We start from the raw sequence: 3,637 nt of genomic DNA, 5'->3' as shown, positions 1-3,637 counted from the left end.
GTTATTTTCTTCAGTAACATTTCTTTAGAGGCAAAGTAGAGCAAAGTCAATAGCACCGAAAAGCTCTAACTAAATATCACTGAGACAAATCCATGATATCCATAATTTTTGCTTTGTCATATCATAGATATATATTATCTTACATTTTACCCCCATGCTGCACTGGTTTTCTATTTCCCGGAAAATTATGTCCCCGGTCAAATCCGCGCAGGTGCCGCCTGCTGCAAGCATTTGGCTGACAGCCTTGTATACAGGCACGGTACCTGTCATCACCTGCGCTTTTTTAAGGACTTTTAAAAGAACTGCATCAAGGTCGCCGCCGGTGGAAAGATCCATTACAGCGTCAGCGCCTGCGGACACGGCTGCATCGAGTTTTTCAAGCTCCTTTCCAAAAGAGCAGCTGCTCGGTGAAGTGCCTATGTTTGCATTTACCTTGGTGCGCAGGCCCTTGCCTATGCCGCGAGGATGAAAATTTCTGCCCTTGTTTTTCGGTATCACCACCCTGCCCAGGGCGATTTGCCCGCACAAATCTCGGACGGACAGGCCTTCTGCTTCTGCCACCAGGAGCATTTCATCGGTGATGCGTCCGGCTTTTGCGGATTCAAGCTGTGTCATGAAAATCTGCCTTTTCTATGAAGTTTGCCCCAGTCTCTTAAGGATATTGTTTGCCGCTTTTTGACCGGAAAGCAGCATGCCTCCGAAAATCGGCCCCATTCGGGGGCCGCCTGCGGTTGCGTTGGCTGCCATGCCAGCCACGTAAAGCCCGGGAAAGATTTCTTTTGTGTTTTGCGTTGTGTCGGTTTCTGCTTTTTCAGCCCACATGGCCTTCTGGCCCATTATGCCGCCGGTGGAGGTATTGAGCCTGCCCGGGGTCTTGTTTTCCACCATCCTGACTATGTCTGTGTCATGGCCGGTGGCGTCGATGACGTATCTTGCCCGCACCGTCAGGGGGTCCACGTGCAGCCCGGCCATTTCCACGGGCGCCCAGTTGATCACCAGCCCCTCAACCCTTTCAGGGCGCATCACCACATCTTCTACAGTGACGCAGTTAAATATGGTCAGCCCGGCTTTTAAGGCCCCGGAAGTAAGCGATGCTACAGCCTCTATGCCGTCTGCCGTGTAGTAGTTTTCCTGGTAGAGCCTGTGGCGGATTCCGAACTCCTCGAGTACTGGTACAGCCTCTGACTGAACAACTATTTCGTTAAAAAGCATTCCGCCTCCCCACATCCCGCCGCCGATTGTAAGTTTGCGTTCGTACAGGGAGACTTTTTTGCCGGCTCCGGCCAGGTAATAGCCTGCCACCAGCCCTGAGGGCCCTCCGCCCACAATTGCCACGTCGGTTTCCAGTTTGTCTGTGAGTTTTTCGTGATAACGGTCGATGATTGCGCGGGTAATAACAATTTCGTCAAGTGCCATTATTTTTCTTCTCCTTTCACGCCATTTTCTTGTCAATAAAAAAAGCCGCCTCCCGGTTCGGGAAAGCGGCTAAACGTCCATTATTCTGCATCGTGCATGGATGTCCGTCGTTTTCCCTGCGCAGGCATTATCCTGATCAGGTTTGAAGGGTTATCCGCTTTATTGCGGATTCTCAGCCCGTTTTAGGCACCCCCAACAACGATTAATATGTTATTTCCCAATAATTAAAGTGGTGGCTGCAGATGTCAAGCAAAACTTTTTACGGCGCCATCTAAAAACTTACTTTTTACGATTCTGTCTTCTTTTAAAAGACAAATTTTTATGCAAATATAGCTTCAGACAATCAGAAAGTATTACAGGCTGCCGGTTCGGTCCGGCTGCTGCCGGAGCAGGGTGCCCCGGTGCCTGCCTGTAAACAGGGAAAGGTAAAGAAAATCAATGCGCAAAAGAGCCGTCAAAGGAATAAAACAGGGAGACAGGTTTTCGGTGACACGCACTTTTCGGGAATCTGACATGCTCGGGTTTGCCGAAATATCCCGTGATTATAACCCCGTGCATTTCGACGAGCGGTTTGCACGATCCAGGGGGTTTTCGGCCAGGATAAACCACGGACTGCTAGTGGGCTCCATGCTAACTGAGATAGGCGGGCAGATCGGCTGGCTTGCCACGCACATGAGCTTTGATTTCAAAAAGCCGGTGTATTTAAACCAGACCGTGACCTGCGTGCTTGAAATCACCCTGGTGGATGAAAAAAGAAGGGCGGAGGCGGAAGCGGTTTTCACTGACAGCGGGGACACAGTAGTCATGACCGCGCGTCTTTCGGGGTTTCTGCCGGCAGAAGCTCAAAAAGGGGTCATGAGGAAAATGCTTGCAGAGGGCGATCCCACAAACAGGAGCGTCAGCCCCCGGGGGTGACGCGGATGAGTTCTCCGCACACATGCTGCCCGGCTGCTGAAAAACTCGGACCCCGGCCGTTGACGGGTCCGGATACCACACTCAGGGCCTTTTCCGGGGTGTTGTTGGTTTCGCTGATGTGGGCCAGGATGACATGCCTGAGATTTTCGTGGTGCACTTGAATTAACAGGTCCCGGGCCGCTTCATTGGACAGGTGACCGGTGCGGCTTTTTACCCGCTGTTTGGTCGGCCAGGGGTAGGGCCCCTGCTCGAGCATTTCAATGTCATGGTTGGCTTCGAGCACCAGAAGGTTGCAGTCTTTGAGATGCTGGCGAACCATTGCAGGGGCAAAGCCCAGGTCTGTTGCTATGCCGATTTTTCCGGCACTGTTTTTTATTGTAAAACCGGCGGGTTCTGCAGCATCGTGGGAAACTGAAAAGGGGTGGATGGCCAGATCGTTGATAAAAAAAGCAGTACCGCACTCAAATGAACAAAAGGCGTCAATCCTGCCCAGGTATTTGGAAACCGCCTTTTGGGTGCCGGGGTTTATATATACCGGCAGTCGGTATCGTCTTGCCAGGACCCCGATGCCGGAGACGTGATCTGAATGTTCATGTGAGACCACGAGCGCATCCAGGTTGTCCGGGGAGATTCCCCTTTGCTTCATGAGCCGCTCGATCTTTATTCCGGAAAGCCCGGCATCAAACAATACTGCAGTATCGCCGGAGGCTACGTAAATTGCATTGCCCTTGCTGCCGCTGGCCAGAACGCAGATCACAAGAGATTCCTGCTCCGGGCCGGCATGGCAAACCGGCGGACCATGAACAGAGGATCCGGTGTCCGGGGTGTTTTTCATCGGCCGGTGTGTCCGAATCCGCCGGTGTTGCGGTCTGATTCGTCAAGGGCGTCCACCAGATCGATCCGGGCACGGCAGACCCGGCTGATAACCATCTGGGCGATGCGGTCGCCCCGGCTGACAGTGTAAGGCGATTTTCCGTGGTTGATGAGCCCGACCCGTATTTCCCCGCGGTAATCCGCGTCTATGGTGCCCGGCGAATTGATCAGCCCGATGCCGTGTTTTACTGCAAGCCCGCTGCGCGGGCGGATCTGGGCTTCATGGTCTCCGGGAATACAGACCGCAAATCCCGTGGGGATCAACTGTATTTCGCCGGGCTCAAGCCGTACCGTACCGGTGACTGCCGCACGCAGGTCCATGCCCGCGGATTGTGCGGTCATGTACTGCGGCGGTTCAATATCGCCGTCTGCGTCAGGTCTGACCGCCCATCAGCGCCGACTCAGTAAAGCACATCCGGCGTGCCATCCGGAT

General features: G+C 53.3%; 6 protein-coding genes and 1 riboswitch. Of the genes, 1 reads left to right on the top strand and 5 read right to left on the bottom strand.

Features of this window, described 5'->3' with window-relative positions; genetic code table 11:
- Positions 1 to 69: 69 nt before the first annotated feature.
- The 3 genes from R6U41_RS05905 to R6U41_RS05895 form a co-directional block, all read right to left on the bottom strand.
- The gene (locus R6U41_RS05905) at positions 70 to 615 is read right to left on the bottom strand and encodes a phosphomethylpyrimidine synthase ThiC (protein ID WP_410268907.1); all 546 of its coding nucleotides are present in this window, start codon (positions 613 to 615) and stop codon (positions 70 to 72) included.
- 15 nt (positions 616 to 630) lie between these two features.
- Complete coding sequence (locus tag R6U41_RS05900) at positions 631 to 1,416, bottom strand: sulfide-dependent adenosine diphosphate thiazole synthase (protein ID WP_410268906.1); 786 nt, start codon at positions 1,414 to 1,416, stop codon at positions 631 to 633.
- Positions 1,417 to 1,511: 95 nt separating this feature from the next.
- Positions 1,512 to 1,620, bottom strand: a riboswitch (TPP riboswitch).
- A gap of 149 nt (positions 1,621 to 1,769) precedes the next feature.
- Positions 1,770 to 1,931, bottom strand: coding sequence for a hypothetical protein (locus R6U41_RS05895; protein ID WP_410268905.1), 162 nt, complete (start codon positions 1,929 to 1,931; stop codon positions 1,770 to 1,772).
- Here R6U41_RS05895 and R6U41_RS05890 point away from each other — a divergent pair.
- Complete coding sequence (locus R6U41_RS05890; protein WP_410268904.1) at positions 1,930 to 2,331, top strand: MaoC/PaaZ C-terminal domain-containing protein; 402 nt, start codon at positions 1,930 to 1,932, stop codon at positions 2,329 to 2,331. The genes R6U41_RS05895 and R6U41_RS05890 overlap by 2 nt on opposite strands.
- On the opposite strand, the gene R6U41_RS05885 is transcribed toward R6U41_RS05890, so the two are convergent.
- Positions 2,315 to 3,166 carry an MBL fold metallo-hydrolase gene (locus R6U41_RS05885; RefSeq protein WP_410268903.1) on the bottom strand — a complete coding sequence of 284 codons (852 nt, stop codon included), beginning with the start codon at positions 3,164 to 3,166 and terminating at the stop codon, positions 2,315 to 2,317. The two genes, R6U41_RS05890 and R6U41_RS05885, sit on opposite strands and share 17 nt — an antisense overlap.
- The gene (gene dut / locus R6U41_RS05880; RefSeq protein ID WP_410268902.1) at positions 3,163 to 3,546 is read right to left on the bottom strand and encodes a dUTP diphosphatase; all 384 of its coding nucleotides are present in this window, start codon (positions 3,544 to 3,546) and stop codon (positions 3,163 to 3,165) included. The genes R6U41_RS05885 and dut overlap by 4 nt, the downstream gene beginning before the upstream one ends.
- Positions 3,547 to 3,637 lie beyond the last annotated feature (91 nt).

This window comes from Desulfosalsimonas sp. (assembly GCF_046483245.1).
Classification (GTDB): Bacteria; Desulfobacterota; Desulfobacteria; order Desulfobacterales; family Desulfosalsimonadaceae; genus Desulfosalsimonas.
This window is presented reverse-complemented; position numbering and strand designations above follow the sequence as displayed.